Genomic DNA, 20761 nt, shown 5'->3' with positions numbered 1-20761 from the left:
CGCCGCTCGCGTTCGCGGACCATGATGAGCCGGTGGGCGCACTCATGACACTGGACCTGCCGGCGGACTCGCCGCTCCTCGGCCTGCCGTGGATCATCACCTTCGGTCCGCTCGGTGATCTCGACGAGTGGGAGCCGGTGGTCTGCGGGCCGTACGAGCGACCGCACGCGTTGGCCCTGGCCGAGGCGGTGGTGGCCGAGGAGCAGTTGATGGCCGTGGTGGAGCCGCTGCTGCCGGCGCTGTCCCCCGACGAGATCCGCAGCGAGATCGCCGCCGCGCAGGTCGCCGCCGAGGACGAGGCCCGGCAGGTGGAGGGGGCCGACCTGTACGGCGACTTCGAGGACGTGATCGACGAGGAGTTGGACGCGGCAGCCGACGAGGCCGGCCACGGTGAGCCCGTCGAAGCGCCGGACGAGGCCGAGGTGCGTGCCGGTTTCACCCGGATCGCGGCGCTGCTCACCGCGAAGTGACGACCTGGGTCGGTGTGCACGGACACCGGCGCCACGCGGAGTGGACTCCGCGCGGCGCCGGTGGCACCTCACCCCCCACCACAAGGGGCCGGTAGCCCAGTCGCCCGCCGGCGCGGGGCACGACGAACGACCAGGTCGAGAACGAGTTACCCGTTCAGCGCCGTTCCAACCAGACTGCCGCGTCAATTGGCAGCAGCCGGCCGGAGCCCTGTTCGGTGAGTTCGTTGCTGGCGACGAGCGGCTGACCGTACCCGTCGATCAGGACCGGCGCGCCGCTCATGTTGACGACGCAGGTCAGCTCGGTCGCGCCGGCGGAGCGGGAGAAGGCCAGCACGCCCGGCTCGCTCTTCCGCCAGGTGACCCCGTCGGCGTCGAGGGCGAGCGCGGGATGAACGTGGCGGATCCGCAGCGCGGTCCGGTACAGCTCCAGGGTCGAGCCAGGCAGGTCGGTCTGCGCCGTGACGGACAGCGCCCGCCAGAGCGCCGGCGCGGGTAGCCAGCTCAGCGCACTACCGGCCGGCCCGAAGCCGTACGGAGCCAGCTCGCCGTTCCACGGGATGGGCACCCGGCAGCCGTCACGGCTCTCGCCGGTGCGCAGGAACGCCGGATCCTGGCGCAGCTCGTCGGGGAGGTCGAGGACCTCCGGCAGGCCCAGTTCCTCGCCCTGGTAGAGGTAGGCGCAGCCAGGCAGGGCGAGCATCAGCAGGCTGGCGGCCCGGGCTCGGCGCAGCCCTTCGACGCCGTCGCCGTACCGGGTGACGTGGCGCTGCTTGTCGTGGTTGGACAGCACCCACGTGGTGGGCGCTCCGACGACGGTCGCCTCGGCCAACGCGGTGTCGATCACCTTGCGGAACGACTCGGCCGACCAGGTGGCGTCGAGGAAGTCGAAGCTGAACGCCTGGTGCAACTCGTCCGGGCCGATGTAGCGGGCCAGGCGCTGTGGCGTCTCGGCCCACGCCTCGGCGACCGCCATTCGACCGCCCGGGTAGCTGTCCAGGATGGGCCGCCAGGCCCGGTAGATCTCGTGCACCTCGTCCTGGTCGAAGTACGGCAGCCGGCCCTTACCGAGCAGTTCGACCTGCCGCTGGCCGGTGGTCGCCGTGCTGAAGCCGACGTCCGGCAGCCCCTCGGCCTTGATCATGCCGTGCGCCACGTCGACGCGGAATCCGTCGACGCCCCGGTCCAGCCAGAACCGCAGCACGTCCTCGAACTCGGCGCGAACCTCCGGGTGACGCCAGTTCAAATCCGGCTGCGAGCTGTCGAACAGGTGCAGATACCACTGGCCGTCAGCGATCCGGGTCCAGGCAGGGCCACCGAAGACGCTCTCCCAGTCGTTCGGGGGCAACTCGCCGTGCGTGCCCTGACCGTCGGCGAAGAGGTAGCGGGCCCGCTCCGATGAGCCGGCGCCGGCGGCGAGCGCCGCGCTGAACCAGTGGTGCGCGCTGGAGGTGTGGTTGGGTACCAGGTCGACGATGATCCGAAGGCCGTGGGCGTGCGCGTCATCGATCATCTCGTCGAAGTCGGCGAGTGTGCCGAACATCGGGTCGACGTTCCGGTAGTCGGCCACGTCGTACCCGCCGTCGATCATCGGCGAGGTGTAGAAGGGGGTCAGCCACAGCGCGTCCACCCCGAGGTCGCGCAGGTACGGCAGGCGCTGCCGGATGCCCTGGAGGTCGCCAATGCCGTCACCGTCGCTGTCGGCGAAGCTGCGGACGTACACCTGGTAAACGACCGCGGAGCGCCACCAGTCGGCGTCGGTGGTCTGCGGCGGGCTGGCGGTGCTGATCATTCGAGCAATATGCCGGCCCGCCGTTGCAAGAGTCAAGCAGATCTTGCGTAAGACAAGCGGGCGGAACTCGGTGCGACAGCGGTGGAGCCGCGCACCACCAACTCCGGGCGGAACAGGTACTCCGAGTGCGGGGCGCCGTGCCCGTTGATCTCGTCCACCAGGGCGCGGACGGCGGCCACCGCCATCGCGGTGACCGGTTGCCGCATGGTGGTCAGCGGCGGGTCGGTGAAGGCCATCAGCGGGGAGTCGTCGTAGCCGACCACGGAGAGGCCGCCGGGCACGTCGAGGCCGCGTTGACGGGCGGCCCGGATCGCGCCGAGCGCCATCAGGTCGGAGCCGCAGACCACACCGGTGACGCCGCGGTCCAACAGGCGGCCGGCCGCCGCCTCGCCACCCTCCACCCCGAACAGTGACAGCTCGGCCAGCGGGCCCAGGTCGGCTTCGGCGACGCCGGCCAGCCGGGTCATCGCGGAACGCCAGGCGGCCACCTTGCGCTGCACCGGGACGAACCGGTCCGGGCCGGTGATCAGGCCGATCCGTCGGTGCCCGAGCGCGACCAGGTGGGCAACTGCCAGTTCGGCCGCCTCCCGGTCGTCGCAGGAGACGAAGGGCGCGCCGATGCCGGGCACGTACCCGTTGATCATCACGACCGGCATCGGCCGGGTGAGCAGCGCCCGGTAGCGGTCGTGGTTCGCGGCCGTGTCGGCGTGCAGCCCGGAGACGAAGACGATGCCGGAGACCTGCCTGTCCAGCAGCATCTCCACGTACTCGTCCTCGGTCACGCCGCCGGCGGTCTGGGTGCAGAGCACCGGCGTGAATCCACTCTGCGCCAGTGTGGACTCGATGACCTGGGCGAAGGCGGGGAAGATCGGGTTGTCCAGCTCCGGCACCACCAGGCCGACGAGACCGGCGCTGCGCTTGCGCAGCCGGGCCGGCCGCTCGTACCCGAGCACGTCGAGGGCGGTGAGCACGGCCTGCCGGGTCTCCGGGGCCACGCCGGGGCGGTCGTTGAGCACCCGCGACACCGTGGCCTCGCTGACTTCGGCCTGCTGGGCGATGTCGGACAGTCGAGCGCGCATGGCGGCACTGTAGCCCACCGGCAAGTTCTTGCGGGGTACGCCTGCAAGCTCTTCCATTACTTGCAACGCCTTGCTTACGTCCCCGCGACGAGAGTGGGCGGCGTTGCGGCGGCCGGTTGATCGACTGATCCGCGTTCGCGGGCGATTCCCTCTACTACGATCCGTCGTTCATGGGGGAGTATGGCGAGCGTGGAAGCTCTCAGACTCATCCTTCTCTACGTCCATCTGATCGGGTTCGCCCTGCTGCTCGGTGGCTCGATCGCCCAGTACGCCAGCGGTCGGCTGCGGATCAACCCGGCCATGCTGTGGGGCGCGGTGATCCAGTTGTTGACCGGGTTGGGCCTATCCGCGCCGCTGCGCGGTGGCGGCGACGACGAGCCGAGCCCGGCGAAACTTGTGACGAAGTTGGTGATCGCGTTGCTGATCTTCGTCATGGTCTTCTTCTCGCGGAAGCGGGACGTGGTCAACCGCGGCCACTTCCTCGCGATCGTCGGTCTGACCCTGGTCAACGCGGCGGTCGCGGTCTTTTGGCGGTAACGTCCGAGGGGGGAAAGGGCCTCCTGAAAACGGACGTTGCGGACGCTGCGGCGCACGGTTACCAGCACGAAGAGTGACGTGCCCCACGCAAGGGTTACACCCGGGTAACAGGCGCTCATCAGTCGTGCACGATTGTCGGCCGGTGGGTGGGCGCGGGCGTACGCTCCCGTCCGTAACGTGGGACAGCCGGCGGCACACCCGCAGGCCGGCTGATGGGCTGCCACCGCACAAGGCGCGGTGAGCAATGGGAAGGAGACGTCTTGCGCTCGGTGCGTGGGATGCGGATCGCCTCGATCTTCGCGGTGGGTGGGCTGGCGCTCTCCGCCGCCGCTTGTGGCGAGGCGCCCAAGGATGACAACAACGCCGGCAGTGGCGCCAAGAAGTTCAGCGCCTGCATGGTGACCGACGTTGGCGGCATCGACGACAAGTCGTTCAACGCCTCGGCCTGGAAGGGTCTGCAGGAGGCCAAGGCCGCCAACGACAACATCGACATCAAGTACGTCGCGTCGAAGGCCGAGGCCGACTACGAGCCGAACCTGACGCAGTTCGTCAACCAGAAGTGCGACTTCATCCTGGCGGTCGGTGGCCTGATGGGCGACGCCACCTCGAAGATCGCCAAGGCGAACCCGAACCAGCAGTTCGGCATCGTCGACGCCAACCCGGGTGACGCCAACGTCTACCCGATGCAGTTCGACACCGCCCAGGCCGCGTTCCAAGCCGGCTACCTGGCCGCCGGGATGACCAAGAGCGGCAAGGTCGGCACCTACGGTGCGGTTCCGATCCCGCCGGTGACCATCTTCATGGACGGTTTCGTCGACGGTGTGAAGTACTTCAACACCACCAAGGGCAAGAACGTCCAGGCCCTGGGCTGGAACAAGGAGACCCAGAAGGGCTCCTTCTCCAACGCCTTCGACAAGCAGGACGAGGGCAAGAAGGTCTCCGACGCGCTGGTCGCCCAGGGCGCGGACATCATCATGCCGGTCGCCGGCGGCTCCGGCCTCGGCACCACCGCCGCGGCCAAGGCGTCGGGTGGCAAGTACAGCACCATCTGGGTGGACGTCGACGGCTGCGAGAGCACCCCGGACTGCTCCGCGATCCTGACCACCGTGGTCAAGAACATCCCGGAGGCCGTCAAGGAGGCCGTGGTCAAGGCCGCCGGTGGGGAGAAGCTGGAGGCCAAGCCGGGCTTCGTCGGCACCCTGGCCAACACCGGGGTCTCGATCGCTCCGTACCACGACTTCGACAGCAAGGTTCCGGCCGAGCTGAAGGCCGAGGTCGACAAGATCAAGGCGGACATCGCCGCCGGCACCATCACCGTCACCTCGAAGGCCCAGCCGACCAAGTGACAACCGGCCGGCCGCTCCGATGAGATCATCGGGGGGCCGGCGGGGGACAGGTACGACCCGATCGGCCGCTTCGGCCCTGCGGTTACCCCGCGGGGTCGGAGCGGCCGATCGCGCACCACGGCGGCCGGTCCGGTCCGGCCGGTACGACGGCAGCTAGGCTGCACCATCGCTCGCACTCCAGGAGGTTGCGCTGAGACTCGAACTGCGCGGCATCACCAAGCGGTTCGGTGATCTGGTCGCCAACGATCACATCGACCTGACGGTGGAGCCTGGAGAGATTCACGCCCTCCTCGGCGAGAACGGCGCGGGCAAGTCGACCCTGATGAACGTGCTCTACGGGCTCTATCAGCCCGACGAGGGCGAGATCCTGGTCGACGGCAAGCCGCTGAAGCTGAGGGGCCCGTCCGACGCGATCGGGGCCGGGATCGGCATGGTGCACCAGCACTTCATGCTGGTGCCGGTCTTCACCGTCACCGAGAACATCATGCTCGGCGCCGAGCAGATCAAAGGTGGCATCGCCGGCTTCCTGGACCGGCGGCGGGCCCGGCGCGAGGTCACCGAGGTGTCCGAGCGCTACAACCTGCGGGTCGACCCGGACGCGGTGATCGAGGACCTGCCGGTCGGTATCCAGCAACGCGTCGAGATCGTCAAGGCGCTGACTCGCGACGTCGACCTGCTCATCCTGGACGAGCCGACAGCGGTGCTCACCCCTCAGGAGACCGAGGAGTTGCTGACGGTCATGCGGTCGCTCAAGGCGGCCGGCAAGTCGATCGTCTTCATCACCCACAAGCTTGGCGAGGTCAAGGCCATCGCCGACCGGATCACCGTGATCCGGCGCGGCAAGACCGTCGGCACCGCCTCACCGGAGGCCAGCCGGGACGAGTTGGCCGCGTTGATGGTCGGGCGCAACGTCCGGCTCACCGTGGACAAGACCCCGGCCACGCCGGGCGAACCGGTGCTGGAGGTGGCCGGGCTGGTCGTCGACGACGACCGGCAGATCCGCGCGGTCGACGGCGTCGACCTGACCGTACGCGCGGGCGAGGTTCTCGGCGTGGCGGGCGTACAGGGCAACGGGCAGACCGAGCTGATCGAGGCGATCATGGGCCTGCGCCCGGTGCTCGCCGGCACGATCAGCCTGGCCGGCGACCAGATCAACGGCTGGAAGCCCAAGAGGGTGCTCCGGGCGGGCGTCGGTTACGTACCTGAGGACCGCAGCGTGGACGGTCTGATCAAGGAGTTCAGCGTCGCGGAGAACTTGGTGCTGGACATCTACGACCGGGCGCCGTTCGGTGCCGGGCTCGCGCTGAAGCCGGACGCGATCGCCGCCTCGGCGAAGGAGCGGATCGAGCAGTTCGACGTCCGTACCTCGTCGGCCGAGGCGGCGGTGGGCACCCTCTCCGGCGGCAACCAACAGAAGGTGATCGTGGCCCGGGAGCTGTCCCGGCCGCTGAAGCTCTTCATCGCCGCCCAGCCGACCCGTGGCGTCGACGTCGGGTCGATCGAGTTCATCCACAGCCAGATCATCCACGAACGCGACGTGGGCACCGCCGTTCTGGTGGTCTCCAGCGAGCTCGACGAGGTGATCGGGTTGGCCGACCGGATCGCGGTGATGTACCGCGGCCGGATCATCGGCATCGTCGGCCCGGACACCGCTCGTGAGGAGATCGGCCTGCTGATGGCCGGCATCAGCCCGGACGCGGCCCACGAAGCCGTCGCGGCACCCGCCGACGGTGAGCCCGAAGCGGCAGACGGGAGCCCGGCGAGCGACGCGGGTTCCGCGAGCGAGGACAAGGCATGAGCGAGCGCCAGGTGCGTCATGACGTCAGGCAGCGAAGCGGAGTGACGGCATGACCAACCCTTCCAACCCGCAGTCCGGCTCGCCGGACAAGGAGCCGGCGAGCGAGGCGCAGGCCGCGCAGAACGCGCTCGGCAACACCGAACGCACCGAGGTGGCCACCCAGCCGGACCGCTCGGTGGCGGAGTCGGGCCCGGAGCCGAAGCCGAGCCTGGGCCGGTTGTTCCTGGACAACCTCTGGGCGGCCAACACCTTCACGGTGACCCTGTTGTCTTTGGTGCTGGCGATCGTGGTCGGCGCGGTGCTGATGATCATCTCTGATCCCGACGTGCTCTCCACCTACTCGTACATCACCTCCCGCCCGTCCGACGCGATCAACTCCAGCTGGACACTCGTCAGCGAGGCGTACGCGAACCTGTTCAAGGGCTCGATCTTCGATCCCGAGGCGTTCTCCGGCTGGTTGGACGGCGCCAACGGGTGGCAGGCGGTGCTCGCGCCGATCTCGGAGACGCTGACCTACGCGGCGCCGCTGGTCTTCACCGGCCTGTCGGTGGCGCTGGCCTTCCGGGGCGGCCTGTTCAACATCGGCGCCCAGGGCCAGGCCATCATCGGTGTGATCATGGCGGCGCTGGCCGGCTTCCTGCTGCCGCTGCCGCCCGGCCTGCACCTGCTGGTGGCGGTGCTGGCCGGCGCGCTGGGTGGAGCGATCTGGGGCTTCATCCCCGGCATCCTCAAGGCCCGTGCCGGCGCGCACGAGGTGATCAACACGATCATGCTCAACTACGTCGCCACGTACTTCCTCACCTGGTTGATCGTGCAGAACGGCGTGCAGGACCCGAGCCGTGCCGACGCGATCAGCAAGGCGGTGGACACCTCCGCCCAGCTGCCCCGACTGCTCGGCGACAACCTGCGGGTGCACGCCGGCATCCTGCTCGCCGTGCTGGCCACCTGGGCCGTCGCCTGGCTGCTCAACCGCTCGACGCTCGGTTTCGAGCTGCGCGCGGTCGGCGCCAACCCGGACGCCGCCCGGACCGCGGGCATCAGCGTCACCCGGACGTACATCCTGATCATGGTTTTCGCCGGAATCCTGGCCGGCCTCGGCGGCTCGAACATGGTGCTCGGCTCGACCGCCAGCGCGTTGACTCCGCTGGTGGTCGCGCAGATCGGCTTCGACGGCATCCTGGTGGCGCTGCTCGGGCGGGTGAAGCCCTGGGGGGTGCTGCTGGCCGCGCTGCTGTTCGGCGCGCTCCAGGCCGGTGGTAACCGGATGCAGTCGTACTCCGGGATCTCGTTGGAGCTGGTGACCGTGCTCCAGGCGCTGATCGTCATCTTCATCGCCGCACCGGCCCTGGTGAAGGCGATCTTCCAGCTCCGGGCCGCGCGCGCCGCCCGGTTGCAGACGAGCCTGGCGAAGGGCTGGTAACTCATGTCCACCATGGCTGTCCCCGACATCGCGGTCGCCCCGGTCGACGAGGGCTTCTGGACCCGCAGCCGGAAGGTCGGTCTCACGCTGCTGGCGCTCGGCCTGCTGGCCGCGGTGCTCTTCGGCGCGCTCGCCACCGACCAACAGGCCCGGTTCACCCTCAGCGACGACGCCGCCGGTGCCGCACTGGAGATCAACGGCACGATCGGGGCGATCCTCTTCGGGATCATCACGATCGCCGCCGGCGCGGCGCTGCTGGCCGGGGTGCCGAAGCGCTGGTTCCTACCCGTGCTCGGCGTCGGGTTGGTCGCCTTCGTGCTGTCGTTCCTCTGCTGGCAGGTCAGCGCCGCGCCGACCGGGCAGAACTTCATGCCGCTGGTCAACATCATCCGGGGTACGTTCATTCTGGCCCTGCCGCTGATCTTCGGCGCGCTCGCCGGGGTGCTCTGTGAGCGGTCCGGCGTGGTCAACGTGGCCATCGAGGGTCAACTGCTGATGGGCGCGTTCAGCGGGGCCCTGTTCGGCAGCATCTCCGGCAGCGTGTGGGTGGGCCTGGTCGCCGCAGCCATCGGCGGCGCGTTCATCTCGCTGCTGCTGGCCGTCTTCGCCATCCGCTACCTGGTCGACCAGGTCGTCATGGGCATCGTGCTGAACCTGCTGGCCGTCGGCGTCACCGGCTTCCTGTACGAGCGGCTGATGCAGACCGACGCCGCGAAGTACAACAGCGCGCCCCGGTTCAGCAACTGGGAGATCCCGCTGCTGAAGGACATCCCGGTGCTCGGTCCGGCGTTGTTCCGCGGCAACATCTTCCTCTACCTCGGGCTGCTCCTGGTGCTGGTGATCCACATCGGGTTGTTCCGCACCCGGTGGGGGCTGCGGACCCGCTCGGTCGGCGAGCACCCGATCGCCGCCGACACGCTCGGCGTCAAGGTGCTGCGGGTGCGTTACCGCAACGTGCTGCTGGCCGGCGTGGTCGCCGGCATCGGTGGCGCGTCCTACACGCTGGCGCTCTACTCGTTCACCAAGAACATGATCGGCGGTAAGGGCTTCATCGCCCTGGCCGCGCTGATCTTCGGCCGGTGGAACCCGACCGGCGCGCTGCTCGCCGCGCTCTTCTTCGGGTTCGCCGACCAGCTCGCCACGTACCTGGGCGCGATCAGCAGCTCGATCCCCAGCCAGTTCCTGGCCATGCTGCCCTACCTGGCGACCATCCTGGCGGTCGCCGGGCTGGTCGGTCGGGTCCGGGCGCCAGCCGCCGACGGCAAGCCGTACATCAAGGGCTGACCCCCGGCGATGCGCCACCATGATCAGGTGATGAGAAGTAGGTGCCACGGCCGTCCATGGCCTACTTCTCATCACCTGATCAACGCGCTGCGGTGCGTTGGTCGGCGTGTCGGCTGGATGGCGCCCTGGACCCCTGCCCGCTTCTGACCTGGGCTACCTGGGCAGAATGGCGGCATGAGCGACATTGACTGGGCGCGGTTGCGCGCCGCCGCCACCGACGCGATGCGGCACGCGTACGCGCCGTACTCGACGTTCCCGGTCGGCGCGGCCGCGCTTGTCGACGACGGCCGCGTGGTGGTGGGTTGCAACGTGGAGAACGCCGCGTACGGGGTGACACTCTGCGCCGAGTGCGGGGTGGTGTCCAGCCTGCACGCCACCGGTGGCGGTCGACTCGTCGCGCTCTCCTGCGTCGACGCGACCGGTGAGCCGCTGATGCCGTGCGGTCGGTGTCGGCAGCTGCTCTGGGAACACGGCGGCCCGGAGTGCCTGATCGAGACCAAGGGCAACCCGCTGCGGATGGCCGAGTTGCTGCCGCACGCCTTCGGCGTGGAGGACCTGGAAGCCGTCGTCGGTGAGACACCGGTGCCGGTGGTTCCGGAGCGACTGGCCGCCTGGCGCGGGCGCGGCACGGTCTTCGTACACCCGGACATGTCCGCCGGCCAGCAGGTCTGGACGGCGTACTGGGAGCGGTCGGCCGGCGACGACGCGGGCGCCGAGACCGGGGTGCTGGAGGAGGCGCCGAGCTGGGACGACCCGGCCGAGGCGATCACCTGGGGTCTGGCCCGGACACCGCGGGTGGTGGTGGTCGACGCGACCGGCACGATCTTCTGGGCCGGTGAGGGTGAGCCGCCTGCGGAGATCCCTGTTCGCTGGGGTTGAGCTGGGTTGGTGCGGTTGAGGGCCGGGGGCCGACCGTGCCCGGCTCCGGGCGGTCAGGCTTGATCCCTCCGCCGGGCACGGTCGGCCCCCGGCCCTGACGTGGTCACGGGCCGTGGGTCGGGATCTGCAACAGACTAGGGAAGATCTTCTGATGAGTTTTGCTGCTGTTGACGTTATTCGGGTGAAGCGGGACGGCGGTGTGCTGTCGGACGCGCAGATCGACTGGGTGGTCGACGCGTACACCCGGGGGGTTGTCGCCGACGAGCAGATGTCCGCGCTGGCGATGGCGATCCTGCTCAACGGCATGACCGGGCCGGAGATCGCTCGGTGGACCGCCGCGATGATCGCGAGCGGCGAGCGGTTGGACCTGTCGGCGGTGCGTCGGCCGACGGTCGACAAGCACTCCACCGGCGGCGTCGGTGACAAGATCACTCTGCCGCTCACCCCGCTGGTGGCGGCGTGCGGCGCGGCCGTGCCGCAGCTGAGCGGCCGGGGTCTCGGGCACACCGGCGGCACGCTGGACAAGTTGGAGTCCATTCCGGGCTGGCGGGCCACGGTGAGCAACGACGAGTTCATCGCCCAGCTGGACGAGGTCGGTGCGGTGATCTGCGCGGCCGGCGCCGGGCTCGCCCCCGCTGACCGCAAGCTGTACGCGTTGCGCGACGTGACCGGCACCGTGGAGGCGATCCCGCTGATCGCCAGCTCGATCATGAGCAAGAAGATCGCCGAGGGCACCGGGGCGCTGGTGCTCGACGTCAAGGTCGGCTCGGGCGCCTTCATGAAGTCCGTCGACCAGGCCCGCGAGTTGGCGCGCACCATGGTCGAGCTGGGCGGTGCGCACGGGGTGCGGACGGTCGCCCTGCTCACCGACATGTCCACCCCGCTCGGCCTGGCGATCGGCAACGCGGTCGAGGTGACCGAGTCGGTCGAGGTGCTGGCCGGTGGGGGACCGGCCGACGTGGTGGAGCTGACCCTCGCGCTGGCCCGGGAGATGCTCGACGCCGCAGGTCTGCCGGACGCCGATCCGGCCGCGGCGCTGCGCGACGGCCGGGCCATGGACTCCTGGCGGGCGATGATCCGGGCGCAGGGCGGCGACCCGGACGCGCCGATGCCGGCGGCGGCCGAGGTGGAGGTGGTACGCGCGGAGCGCGACGGGTACGTCGCGGCCGTCGACGCGTACGCCATGGGGGTTGCGGCGTGGCGGCTCGGCGCGGGCCGGGCGCGCAAGGAGGACCCGGTCAGCGTGCCGGCCGGTGTGGTGTTGCACAAGCGGCCGGGTGACGAGGTGCGGGCCGGTGACCCGCTCTACGAGCTGCGTGCCGACGACGCGACGCGGATTCCGGCCGCGCTGACCGAGGCCGCGAACGCGGTTCGGATCGGGTCGACGGCCCCGGCGGCGACGTCGTTGGTCATCGAACGCGTCGGCTGATCGACCCGGCCCTCGCCCGGGCATGGTGCCGGTCCCGTGGGAGCGCTATTGTCGCAGGCCAAGGGGGGACAACCGGCCTTGCGCCGGCGCGAGCAGACAGGAAGATCCGCCGTGACCGTTGCTGCCCCCGACCCACGTGAGGTGCGCGAGGCGAGCCTGGACGAGCTGTCCCGGCTCGGCCTGCCGTTGCCGCCGGCCCAGTTTCCCCTCGTCTGGGAGCCGGGTGACCAGATCGACCTGCGCCCGACCGTGGAGATCGAGGCGCGGATCGCGGTGCTGCACCTGATCCTGGCGCGCTGTTTCGGGATGCCCCCGCAGGCCGCGATGAGCTGGCTGCTCGGCTCGCACCTGGTCGACATGGTCACCCCGCCGGAGTGGCAGTTCGTGATGGGCGGCAAGGGTGACCACCGGTCGTTCGTGCTGCACCACGACGCGCTCTTCGCGCTGGCCTGGGTGCTCGGGCTGAGCAAGCAGCTCGACCCGACGCTGGCCGTCGACGAGCGGCTGGTCGAACGGATGCCGCACATCGTCGACGGGGAGACCTTCGCACACTGGCGCTCCCGGATCCTCACGGCGCCGCAGCACCCGGCCGACGCGGCAGCCCTGCTCGACCTGCACTACTGCCTGGACTGGGCGTACCTGGAGACCGAGCGGGGCGGCCGGCGGGCACCGGGCCTGGTCGACGCGAACGCGATCGGGCAGCGGCGTTGGGCGTTGGAGTGGGCGGTGATCCTGCGCGGGCCGTACCACGACGAGCCGCCCGGCTGGGAAGAGGTCGACCTCTCCACCTGAGGTCAGCGAGGTCGCAGGACGTCGAGCCGGACCGCCACCGTGACCCGGACCGGTTCGGGCAGCGCGGCCAGTCGGGTGGTGAGCGCGGCCGCGTCGGTGTGCCAGGCGCTGGGGCCCATGCCGACCACTGTGGCGACCTCGGGCCGGGTCAGTGCCAACCCGGCCCGGTGCACCGCCGAGCGGACCGGCGTGAAATGCCCGCCCAGGCTGGCCGCCACCCGGTCGGCCTTGTCCGGGTCCACCCGCAGCAGGTCGAGGGTGTCCACCAGCTCGGCGAGGTGGTCGGTGTCGGGCGTGACCACCAGCAACGTGCCGGCCGGGTGTAGCACCCGGTGGAACTCCGGGCCGTTGCGCGGGGCGAAGACGTTCAGCAGCACGGCGGTCGAGGCGTCCGCGAGCGGCAGTCGCTGCCAGGTGTCGGCGAGCGCGGCGGCGGCCCGGGGGTGCGCGCGGGCCGCGCGGCGCAGCGCCGGCTTGGAGACGTCCAGGGCCAGCCCCACGGCGTCCGGCAGCGCCGCCAGCACCGCGCCGAGGTAGCGGCCGGTGCCGGCGCCGGCGTCCACCACCAGGGGGTACGCCCCGAAGCCAGGCTGTTGTGCCGCTGCTGGCGTGGATTCCAGCGGCGCTCCGGCGAGACGGCCGACAGCGTCCGTCGCAGCGGCGGCGAGGGCGCTCGAGATGACGTCGTAGTGCCCGGCGGCCTGGAAGTCCGCGCGGGCCGCGACCATGTCGGGGGTGTCACCGACGTGCGGGGCCCGACCGGTGAGCAGGTTGACGTAGCCCTGGCGCGCGATGTCGAAGCTGTGCCGGCGTGGGCAGCGCAGCGCCCTCGTGTCGGTGGCCGGCGCGAGCGGTTCGCCACAGACCGGGCAGCGCAGCCGGTCGAGGATGCGGGAGTCCACCTCAGACCTCCGCCTCGTGCCGTGGCCGGGGCGCCCGCCCGCCGAGGGCGTCGACCACCCGGTGGGTGAGCGCGCCGAGGGCGTCGACCTCGGCGGGGGTGAGCAGGTCGATCAGGTGCCGGCGGACGGCGGCCACGTGACCGGGGGCGGCGGACTCGATGGCCTGCCGCCCGGCGGGGGTGAGGACGACGACCGAGCCCCGGGCGTCATCGGCGCACTCCTCGCGGGTGACCAGGCCGCGCTGTTGCATCCGGGTCAGGTGGTGGGAGAGCCGGCTGCGCGACCAGAGCATCCGGTCCGCCAGCTCCCGCAGGCGCAGTCGCCCCTGCGGTGTCTCGGAGAGGTCGGACAGCACGTCGTAGTCGGCTTCGGAGAGGCCGGCGTCCTGGGTCAGCTCCCGGGCCAGTTCCAGGTCGAGCAGTCGACGCATCCGGCGGTAGCCGCGCCAGGCGCGGTCCTCCCGTTCGTCCAGCCACCGGGGTGTGTCCATCCGTCGAGTCTAACTCTTTCGTTGACATGTCATCGATCTGCCTCTAGTTTCGATGACATGTCAACCAATTCTCCCCAGCGGCCTGGGGTGCCGGCGGCGGCCGCCGCTGACCGGCTGTGGGAGCTGTTCGGCCAGCGGGGGCGCGGAGTGCTCGTCACGGTGCGCCGGGACGGGCGGCCCCAGTTGTCCAACCTCGACTACCTGGCCGAGCCGGGGTTGCTGCGCTGCTCCACCACCGGCGACCGGGCGAAGGTCCGCAACCTGCGCCGCGATCCCCGGGCCAGCTTTCACGTCACCACGCCGGACGGCGGCGCGTACGCGGTCGCGGAGGGGGCCGTGACGCTCAGCGAGCGGGCCCTGGCCACCACCGACGAGACAGTCGACGAACTCGTCGAGGTCTACCGCCGGATTCGCGGAGACCATCCGGACTGGGCGGACTACCGGGCCGCCATGGTCGCCGACGGCCGGCTGGTGATCCGACTCGACGTGCACCGGGTGTACGGCTGGCGGCCGTGACGCCGGCCGGTCCCGTACCGGTCCGCCCAGGCCGCTGACTAGGGTCTGAGCATGGTCGCAACTATCCGGTACGAGGACATCGTCAAGGTCCCTAAGGCGCTGCTGCACGACCACCTCGACGGTGGGCTGAGGCCGGCGACGATCGTCGACCTGGCCGCCGAGGTGGGCCACGAGCTGCCCACCACCGACCCGGAGGGGCTCGGACGCTGGTTCGCGGACGCGGCGGACTCCGGCTCCCTGGAGCGCTACCTCGAGACGTTCGCGCACACCGTGGCCGTCATGCAGACCGCGCCCGCGTTGCGTCGGGTGGCCCGCGAGTGCGCCCTGGACCTGGCCGCCGACGGCGTGGTCTACGCCGAGGTGCGTTTCGCCCCGGAGCAGCACCTGGAACGGGACCTCAGCCTGGACGAGGTCGTCGAGGCGGTGCTGGCCGGTTTCGCCGAGGGCACCGCCCAGGCGGTGGAGGCGGGCCTCACCATCCGGGTGGGCACCCTGCTCACCGCGATGCGCCACGCCGCCCGTTCCCAGGAGATCGCCGAGCTGGCCGTGCGGCACCGGGATGCCGGGGTGGTCGGCTTCGACATCGCCGGCGCCGAGGCGGGCTTTCCGCCCACCCGGCACCTGGACGCCTTCGAGTACCTGCAACGGGAGAACTTCCACTTCACCATCCACGCCGGCGAGGCGTTCGGCCTGCCGTCGATCTGGCAGGCGATCCAGTGGTGCGGGGCGGACCGGCTCGGCCACGGGGTGCGGATCGTCGACGACATCGCCCCCGACGGCTCACTCGGCCGGCTCGCCGCGTACGTCCGGGACAAGCGGATCCCCCTGGAGCTGTGCCCCTCGTCGAACGTGCAGACCGGCGCGGTGGCCTCGATCGCGGACCACCCGATCGGGCTGCTGCGGGACCTGCGCTTCCGGGCCACCGTCAACACCGACAACCGGTTGATGAGCGGCACCTCGATGTCGCGGGAGATGTCGCTGCTGGTGGAGACGTTCGGCTACGGCTGGAAGGAGTTGCAGTGGTTCACCATCAACGCGATGAAGAGCGCCTTCATCCCGTTCGACGAGCGGCTGCGGATCATCGATGACGTGATCAAGCCGGCGTACGCGAAGTTGCTGGCCTGAGCTCAGCCATGCGGGTGGCCGGCGAGCAGTCCGGCCACCCGGCGCAGCACCTCCCGGGCCCGGGCCGCCTCCGCGCCGAGGCCCATCTGCCGGCGCAGCACGGCGGGCTCGGCCCGCAGCAGCGTCACCCCGCGCCGAATAAGCACCCGGGGCGCCTTGCGCTGTTCGGACAGGTCGCGGGCGAGTCGGCGGAGGAAGGTGGCCCCGCGCGGGCGTCGCAGCGCGTACGCCCCGGCGAGCAGGCCGCGGCGACGGCACTCCTCGACGATCTCGGCGGCGAAGATCCCTTCGGCCACGAAAAGTGGCGATCCGGCGACATCAAATGGCCGGGTGGCCACCCGTCGATCTGCGCCGATCGCATAAACCGGCACATCGGCTCGGCCCTCACGGGCAAGTTGGGCAATGATTTCCACCGCACTGAGGGCGTCCCAGGAGTGCGGCGATTCCCAATCCACCTGGCCGTTTCGTCTCGGCAACGTAGGGTCATCGCCGTCTTTGTAGAAGTCGTCCAAGCACAGCACCGGTAAGCCGGTTTGCTGCGCTATGTACGACTTTCCGGACCCCGATGGGCCGGCCAGTAGGACAACTCGGTGCGGATGTTCCATTACCTTCAGTTACTCCGGCCAGACAGACTGCTATCAAATCGCATCAACATCTCATCACACCTTCGGTCTGGGACAACCTGGGCTTTCTTCTTGTCGACCGGCGTGATGGAATCTCGGGGGTCCGACCCGCCGGGTCGGTCGCTGGGCGTTGCCCGGGGCAACGCGTTCAAGCTGTAATCGCGAGGGCGGTGACGTGAGCAAACGGCCAAAGACGGCGGGCTCCTTCCTGTCGCGGCTGCGCCGGCCGGCCAGCCGGCTCCGGGACATGCCGATCTGGTCCAAGCTCGGTCTCATCATGATCGTGCCGACCATCGCCACGGTCGTGGTGGGCACCAGTGGTCTCATCGACCACGTGGAGACGCTCAACAATGCCAACCGAGCTGGCGACCTGGCGAATCTGTCGAGCTATTCCGGTGACCTGGTCGACACACTCCAGGACGAGCGGACCGCCGCCGTGCTGCTGCTGGCCGCCGACGGGACGCAGCCGACGGCGCAGTACCAGGAGGCCTACAACCGGGTGAACTCCCGGGTGGACCAGGCAGCGGCCCCCTACCGGCAGCAGCGGGCCGAGGTCGAGGACCTGCCGAGCAGCCTGGAAGGTCTGCTCGACAGCATCGACCAGAACCTTCAGGACCTGGCGGGCGTCCGCAGCCAGGTGTTCAACGGCAAGCTCGCGCTCACCGAGACCGTGCAGGCGTACGAGGGGCTGATCAGCGACCTCCTGGCCATCCGCGACTCGTCCACGCAGCTCGCCGGTGACAACCAGCTGAGCGACCGGATGCGCGCCGCCGCGGCGATCTCCCGGGAGAAGGAGTTCCTCGCCGTACGCCGGGTCGTGGTGCACCGCGCGCTGGGTGTGAAGGGCGGTCAGCGCCTGACCTCGGCGCTGCGTCGGGACTACATCGCCAGCGACACCGGCCAGCAGCAGGCCCTGCAGAGCTTCAAGGCCGTCGCCACCCCGGACGACGCCAAGTTCCACGACCAGACGGTCGCGGGCGGCGACCGTCGGCAGGCACAGAACTACACCGGCTGGATCGACGGCAACACCACCGGCGACATGCGCGGTGCGCCGTTCGGCCCGGACCAGTGGGAAGCCGCCATGACGGCCAACTCCAGGCTGATCCGCACCGTCGAGATCAAGCTCGACAGCGAGGTGGTCGACCAGGCCGACGCGCTCCGCTCGGACGTCCAGCGCCAGGTCTTCCTGGAGACCGGCCTGCTGCTCAGCATGCTGCTGCTGGCCATCCTCTTCGCCTACCTGGTGGCCCGCTCGATGGCCCGCTCCCTGCGTGAGCTGCGGCAGGGTGCGCTCTCCGTCGCCCAGTACGGTCTGCCGCAGGCGGTGGCCCGTCTGCGCGACCCGCAGGTCGTCGGGCAGCTCTCGCCGGTGCAGCTGGCCAACCAGATCGCCGAACCGCTGCCGGTGCGCAGCAAGGACGAGTTCGGCCAGGTGACCGAGGCGTTCAACGCCGTCCACCTGGAAGCCGTCCGCACGGCCGCCGAGCAGGCGGCGCTGCGTGCCTCCGTCGCGACCATGTTCGTCAACCTGGCCCGTCGTTCCCAGATCCTGGTCGACCGCCTCATCGGTCACCTCGACCGGTTGGAGCGCGGCGAGGAGGACCCGGACCGGCTGGCCGAGCTGTTCCAGCTCGACCACCTGGCCACCCGGATGCGCCGCAACGACGAGAACCTGCTGGTGCTCGCCGGTGCCGACTCCACCCGTGTGCAGCGTGAGCCGGCCGCTCTCATCGACGTGCTGCGCGCCGCGCAGTCCGAGGTCGAGCACTACACCCGGATCGAGTTCGGCGTCATCGACCGTGACATCGAGGTCGCCGCGCACGCGGTCAACGACCTGGTGCACCTCGTCGCGGAGCTGTTCGACAACGCCACCGCGTTCTCCCCGCCCGACTCGCAGGTCATGGTCGAGGCCCGCCGGGTCGGTGACCGCTCCTCGCTGTACGTCGAGGACCGCGGCATCGGCATCAGCGCCGAGCAGTTGCACGATCTCAACGAGCGGCTCGCGACGCCGCCGCAGGTGGACGTGGCCGTGTCCCGGATGATGGGCCTGGTCGTGGTCGCCCGGCTGGCGTCCCGGCACGGGGTGCGGGTCGAGCTGCGACCCGGCAACGACCGCGGCACCGTCGCCGACGTGACCCTGCCCACCTCGGTGCTGGTGCCCCGGGCGCTCTCCGGTCGGGTGCAGCAACCTCCGGCGCTGCCGGCGGCCGGTGCGCCCCAGTTCGGTGGCCCGCAGTCCGGTGCCCCGCAGTTCGGTGGCCCGCAGTCCGGTGCCCCGCAGTTCGGTGGCCCGCAGTCCGGTGGGCCCGCCCCGGTCTTCGGCGCGCTGCCCGCCCTGGGCAACGGCCCTCGCCCGAGCGAGTCCGGCAACCAGGTCACCCTGGGCGGTCGCCCGTTCGACCCCGCGACGCGCAACGGCGCCGGCACCCCCGCCAACGGCGGCGCGTACCGGTCGATGCCGGCCTGGTCCGACCTGACCGGCGCGGCCGGGACGAACGGCGTCAACGGCGGCGACGGGTTCACCCCCCGGCCGACCAACGGTCACGGCAACGACCCGCTGCCGCAGCGTCGGGCCGGGGACGAGACCCCGACCAACGACCAGCAGCCGTCCATTCCGCGTCAGTTGCCGAGCAGCCCCGAGGCGCACCCGTACTCCGCGCCGCCGGTCTCCGCGCAGCCCTACTCCGGTGCCCCGGTCTCCGCCTCGCCGGCCTCCGGCCAGCCGTACTCCGGGCAGCCCTACTCGGGTGCGCCGTACGGCGGCGCGCCGGTGTCCGCCGCTCCGGCCTCCGGGCAGCCGTACGCCGGTCCGCCGGTGTCCGCGTCGCCCGTCTCGGCCTCGCCGGCGTCCGGCCAGCCGTACGCGAACCAGCCGTACTCGGCGCCGCCGGCCTCCAGCCAGTCGTTCAGCGGCTTCGCGCCCCGGTCCGCGCCGCCCGCGCAGGCCCCCAACGCCCCGGCGCCGCCGGCCTGGCCGCCGGTGCCGGGAAGCGACCGGGACACCGCCACCCCGCCGGTGCCCGAGCGGCTCGCCGCCGCGCTGGACATGACGACGGAGCTGCCGAGGGTGCCGCGACCCGGCGAGCAGCCGGCCGCAGCCCAGCCTCCGGCACCGGCGCCGACCCCGGCGGCAGCGCCGGCCCCCGCTCCGGCTCCGGCTGCTCCGCAGACTCGGCCGACGCCGCAGCAGCCGCAGGCGCAGAACCGTCAGCGGTACGCGGATGAGACGATGGAGCTGCCGATCTTCCGGGAGCTCGAGTCGGCCTGGTTCCGTACCCGTCGCCCGGGCTCCGAGGAGACCGCGGCCGGCGCCGAGCCGGCGACGAACGGCGACTCCGCGACCCAGCAGTTCGCCGCGGTCGAGGCCACCGGTCGGGCAGTCCACAAGACACCACCCGGGACGACAGGTAACACACCGATGGCAGACACTCCGACGGCCGGAGGAGCGCCGCGGGACAACGGCTCCACAGCGAACGAGGGCACCCGCCCCAGCCTCGCCGAGAGCCTGCCGAACCGCCGGCCCCAACCGCAGAGCAACGGCTGGCAGACCGCCGCCGACGACGGCTGGCGTGCTGCCTCCGCGGCGGCCGGCGCGGCGCCGGTGAGCGAGACCACCACGACCGGTCTGCCGAAGCGCAAGCCGATGGCGCAGCTGGTACCTGGTGCGGTGGAGAAGCCCACCACCTCGGTCCAGCGGCGCTCCCCGGAGGCGGTTCGTGGCCTGCTCTCCGCCTACCACCGGGGCGTGCAGCGAGGGCGTAGCACCTCGGACAACCCGACCAGCCCGGAGGCGACTCCGGGAGGGCAATCCTCGCAGTCTGGCTCAGGCCCGGTGGCCGGGAGCGGGCAGAAGGAGCAAGAAGGATGACAACTACGCAGGATCTTGGTTGGCTGCTGGCCAACTTCGCCGACCGGGTGCCCGGCGTCGCGCATGCGGTCGCCGTATCGGCCGACGGCCTACTCCTCGCGTCGTCACGGGATCTGCCGCGCGACCGGGCAGATCAGCTCGCCGCGATCTCGTCGGGTTTGGTCAGCCTGACCCAGGGGGCAGCACGCTGCTTCGAGGGAGGCGCGGTGTTGCAGACCGTCGTGGAGATGGACAATGGCTTCCTGTTCCTGATGTCCATCTCCGACGGCTCGTCCTTCGCCGTGCTGGCCGCCCGCAGCTCCGACGTGGGTCAGGTCGGCTACGAGATGGCGCTGCTGGTCGACCGGGTGGGCGACGCGCTGACCCCGCAGCCGCGTGCGGCTGCGGGCATGCTGGGCTGACGTCTCGCCGATC

The 20761-nt window shown here is 70.8% G+C and carries 18 protein-coding genes; 13 read left to right on the top strand and 5 right to left on the bottom strand.

Going from position 1 to position 20761, the window contains the following annotated elements:
• Nucleotides 1-32: 32 nt before the first annotated feature.
• Nucleotides 33-470, top strand: a complete 438-nt coding sequence (locus ACZ6NZ_RS00720) for a hypothetical protein (RefSeq protein WP_366605232.1) — start codon at nucleotides 33-35, stop codon at nucleotides 468-470.
• Nucleotides 471-624: 154 nt separating this feature from the next.
• Here the strand turns inward: ACZ6NZ_RS00720 and ACZ6NZ_RS00715 are convergent, their stop codons facing one another.
• Both ACZ6NZ_RS00715 and ACZ6NZ_RS00710 read right to left on the bottom strand, forming a co-directional pair.
• Nucleotides 625-2259, bottom strand: coding sequence for a glycoside hydrolase family 13 protein (locus ACZ6NZ_RS00715; RefSeq protein ID WP_465854607.1), 1635 nt, complete (start codon nucleotides 2257-2259; stop codon nucleotides 625-627).
• Nucleotides 2260-2291: 32 nt separating this feature from the next.
• Nucleotides 2292-3338, bottom strand: a complete 1047-nt coding sequence (locus ACZ6NZ_RS00710; protein WP_366605230.1) for a LacI family DNA-binding transcriptional regulator — start codon at nucleotides 3336-3338, stop codon at nucleotides 2292-2294.
• 189 nt (nucleotides 3339-3527) lie between these two features.
• Here ACZ6NZ_RS00710 and ACZ6NZ_RS00705 point away from each other — a divergent pair, with 189 nt between their 5' ends.
• The 8 genes from ACZ6NZ_RS00705 (at nucleotide 3528) to ACZ6NZ_RS00670 (ending at nucleotide 12823) form a co-directional block, all read left to right on the top strand.
• On the top strand, nucleotides 3528-3875 hold the full coding sequence (locus ACZ6NZ_RS00705; RefSeq protein ID WP_366605228.1) for a hypothetical protein: 348 nt from the start codon (nucleotides 3528-3530) through the stop codon (nucleotides 3873-3875).
• A gap of 278 nt (nucleotides 3876-4153) precedes the next feature.
• Entirely contained in the window at nucleotides 4154-5221 is a 1068-nt protein-coding gene (locus ACZ6NZ_RS00700; protein WP_465855886.1) for a BMP family lipoprotein, read from the top strand.
• Nucleotides 5222-5411: 190 nt separating this feature from the next.
• Nucleotides 5412-7019, top strand: a complete 1608-nt coding sequence (locus tag ACZ6NZ_RS00695) for an ABC transporter ATP-binding protein (protein ID WP_465855884.1) — start codon at nucleotides 5412-5414, stop codon at nucleotides 7017-7019.
• Between the two features lie 49 nt (nucleotides 7020-7068).
• A complete protein-coding gene (locus tag ACZ6NZ_RS00690; protein ID WP_465854605.1) occupies nucleotides 7069-8439 on the top strand; it encodes an ABC transporter permease in 1371 nt (456 codons plus the stop codon).
• Between the two features lie 3 nt (nucleotides 8440-8442).
• The gene (locus tag ACZ6NZ_RS00685; RefSeq protein ID WP_366605225.1) at nucleotides 8443-9723 is read left to right on the top strand and encodes an ABC transporter permease; all 1281 of its coding nucleotides are present in this window, start codon (nucleotides 8443-8445) and stop codon (nucleotides 9721-9723) included.
• A 174-nt stretch (nucleotides 9724-9897) separates the two neighbouring features.
• A complete protein-coding gene (locus ACZ6NZ_RS00680) occupies nucleotides 9898-10602 on the top strand; it encodes a cytidine deaminase (protein WP_465854602.1) in 705 nt (234 codons plus the stop codon).
• 148 nt (nucleotides 10603-10750) lie between these two features.
• Nucleotides 10751-12031, top strand: a complete 1281-nt coding sequence (locus ACZ6NZ_RS00675) for a thymidine phosphorylase (RefSeq protein WP_465855882.1) — start codon at nucleotides 10751-10753, stop codon at nucleotides 12029-12031.
• Nucleotides 12032-12142: 111 nt separating this feature from the next.
• Complete coding sequence (locus ACZ6NZ_RS00670) at nucleotides 12143-12823, top strand: DUF4272 domain-containing protein (RefSeq protein ID WP_366605221.1); 681 nt, start codon at nucleotides 12143-12145, stop codon at nucleotides 12821-12823.
• A 2-nt stretch (nucleotides 12824-12825) separates the two neighbouring features.
• On the opposite strand, the gene ACZ6NZ_RS00665 is transcribed toward ACZ6NZ_RS00670, so the two are convergent.
• Together ACZ6NZ_RS00665 and ACZ6NZ_RS00660 are read right to left on the bottom strand one after the other, a co-directional pair.
• On the bottom strand, nucleotides 12826-13725 hold the full coding sequence (locus ACZ6NZ_RS00665; RefSeq protein WP_465854600.1) for a putative RNA methyltransferase: 900 nt from the start codon (nucleotides 13723-13725) through the stop codon (nucleotides 12826-12828).
• 1 nt (nucleotide 13726) lies between these two features.
• Nucleotides 13727-14215 (bottom strand): MarR family winged helix-turn-helix transcriptional regulator, encoded by a 489-nt coding sequence (locus ACZ6NZ_RS00660; protein WP_465854598.1) that lies wholly within the window; start codon nucleotides 14213-14215, stop codon nucleotides 13727-13729.
• 57 nt (nucleotides 14216-14272) lie between these two features.
• Between ACZ6NZ_RS00660 and ACZ6NZ_RS00655 the strand changes: the two genes are divergently transcribed.
• Together ACZ6NZ_RS00655 and ACZ6NZ_RS00650 are read left to right on the top strand one after the other, a co-directional pair.
• Nucleotides 14273-14731, top strand: coding sequence for a PPOX class F420-dependent oxidoreductase (locus ACZ6NZ_RS00655; RefSeq protein WP_465854596.1), 459 nt, complete (start codon nucleotides 14273-14275; stop codon nucleotides 14729-14731).
• Between the two features lie 51 nt (nucleotides 14732-14782).
• Entirely contained in the window at nucleotides 14783-15856 is a 1074-nt protein-coding gene (locus tag ACZ6NZ_RS00650) for an adenosine deaminase (RefSeq protein WP_366605213.1), read from the top strand.
• A gap of 2 nt (nucleotides 15857-15858) precedes the next feature.
• Here ACZ6NZ_RS00650 and ACZ6NZ_RS00645 read toward each other — a convergent pair whose 3' ends face one another.
• Complete coding sequence (locus tag ACZ6NZ_RS00645) at nucleotides 15859-16152, bottom strand: hypothetical protein (RefSeq protein WP_238690831.1); 294 nt, start codon at nucleotides 16150-16152, stop codon at nucleotides 15859-15861.
• A 502-nt stretch (nucleotides 16153-16654) separates the two neighbouring features.
• Here ACZ6NZ_RS00645 and ACZ6NZ_RS00640 point away from each other — a divergent pair.
• Nucleotides 16655-20347 carry a sensor histidine kinase gene (locus ACZ6NZ_RS00640; protein WP_465854593.1) on the top strand — a complete coding sequence of 1231 codons (3693 nt, stop codon included), beginning with the start codon at nucleotides 16655-16657 and terminating at the stop codon, nucleotides 20345-20347.
• Entirely contained in the window at nucleotides 20344-20748 is a 405-nt protein-coding gene (locus ACZ6NZ_RS00635) for a roadblock/LC7 domain-containing protein (protein ID WP_030329023.1), read from the top strand. Before ACZ6NZ_RS00640 ends, ACZ6NZ_RS00635 begins: the two co-directional genes overlap by 4 nt.
• Nucleotides 20749-20761: the final 13 nt, after the last annotated feature.

The sequence above is a fragment of the Micromonospora sp. NPDC047756 genome, from assembly GCF_055587245.1.
This window is presented reverse-complemented; position numbering and strand designations above follow the sequence as displayed.

Coding starts and splice junctions, on each gene's coding strand:
- ACZ6NZ_RS00715 (WP_465854607.1), bottom strand. CDS start 2,259: ATGATCAGCACCGCCAGCCCGCCGCAGACCACCGACGCCGACTGGTGG.
- ACZ6NZ_RS00710 (WP_366605230.1), bottom strand. CDS start 3,338: ATGCGCGCTCGACTGTCCGACATCGCCCAGCAGGCCGAAGTCAGCGAG.
- ACZ6NZ_RS00700 (WP_465855886.1), top strand. CDS start 4,154: ATGCGGATCGCCTCGATCTTCGCGGTGGGTGGGCTGGCGCTCTCCGCC.
- ACZ6NZ_RS00690 (WP_465854605.1), top strand. CDS start 7,069: ATGACCAACCCTTCCAACCCGCAGTCCGGCTCGCCGGACAAGGAGCCG.
- ACZ6NZ_RS00685 (WP_366605225.1), top strand. CDS start 8,443: ATGTCCACCATGGCTGTCCCCGACATCGCGGTCGCCCCGGTCGACGAG.
- ACZ6NZ_RS00680 (WP_465854602.1), top strand. CDS start 9,898: ATGAGCGACATTGACTGGGCGCGGTTGCGCGCCGCCGCCACCGACGCG.
- ACZ6NZ_RS00660 (WP_465854598.1), bottom strand. CDS start 14,215: ATGGACACACCCCGGTGGCTGGACGAACGGGAGGACCGCGCCTGGCGC.
- ACZ6NZ_RS00655 (WP_465854596.1), top strand. CDS start 14,273: ATGTCAACCAATTCTCCCCAGCGGCCTGGGGTGCCGGCGGCGGCCGCC.
- ACZ6NZ_RS00650 (WP_366605213.1), top strand. CDS start 14,783: ATGGTCGCAACTATCCGGTACGAGGACATCGTCAAGGTCCCTAAGGCG.
- ACZ6NZ_RS00635 (WP_030329023.1), top strand. CDS start 20,344: ATGACAACTACGCAGGATCTTGGTTGGCTGCTGGCCAACTTCGCCGAC.